Origin of the sequence: Thermomonas beijingensis (genome assembly GCF_020034655.1) — a bacterium.
Taxonomy (GTDB): domain Bacteria; phylum Pseudomonadota; class Gammaproteobacteria; order Xanthomonadales; family Xanthomonadaceae; genus Thermomonas; species Thermomonas beijingensis.
On the sequence record NZ_JAIQDJ010000044.1, the window covers coordinates 1 to 846 of the forward strand.

1 protein-coding gene is annotated in these 846 nt (G+C 71.2%); it reads right to left on the minus strand.

Annotation, left to right across the window (positions count from 1 at the left end):
- A partial coding sequence (locus K7B09_RS13080; protein WP_343231768.1) for an NAD(P)/FAD-dependent oxidoreductase occupies positions 1-846 on the minus strand: 846 nt, incomplete at both ends.

Sequence of the window (846 nt, forward strand, 5' to 3'; positions counted from 1 at the left end):
GCCCAACACACTCCGCGCCACCGCCTCAGCGGCTTTGATGCCGTCCACGCCGGCTGACAAAATGCCGCCGGCGTAGCCTGCGCCCTCGCCTGCCGGGAACAGGCCGCGCGTGTTGCGGCTGTGGCCATCCTCGCCGCGGGTGATCCGCAGCGGCGAGGACGTGCGGGTCTCCACGCCGGTCAGCACCGCGTCGTGCATGGCGAAGCCGCGGATCTGGCGGTCGAACGCCGGCAGCGCCTCGCGGATCGCCTCGATCGCGTAGCGCGGCAGCGCTGCGTCCAGCGACCCCAGCCGCACGCCGGGCTTGTACGAGGGCTGCACTTGGCCGAACGCCTGCGAGGGACGGTTGGCGATGAAATCGCCGACCAGTTGCCCCGGCGCCTCATAGTCGCCACCGCCGAGGGCGAACGCCTGCGACTCCCAGTATCGCTGCAGCGCGATGCCGGCCAGCGGGCCGTCGCCGTAGGGCGCGAAATCCTCGGGCGTGATCCCCACCACGATGCCGGCGTTGGCATTGCGCTCGTTGCGCGAATACTGGCTCATGCCGTTGGTGACCACCCGGCCGGGTTCGCTGGTGGCGGCCACCACGGTGCCGCCGGGGCACATGCAGAAGCTGTACACCGATCGGCCGTTGCTGGCGTGGTGGACCAGCTTGTAGTCGGCCGCGCCCAGCAGCGGATGGCCGGCCTGCGGGCCGAACCGCGCGCGGTCGATCACTGTCTGCGGATGCTCGATGCGGAAACCCAGCGAGAACGGCTTGGCCTCCAGATACACGCCGCGGGCGTGCAGCATGGCGAAGGTGTCGCGCGCGCTGTGGCCCAAGGCCAGCACCACGTGGTCGGCGCG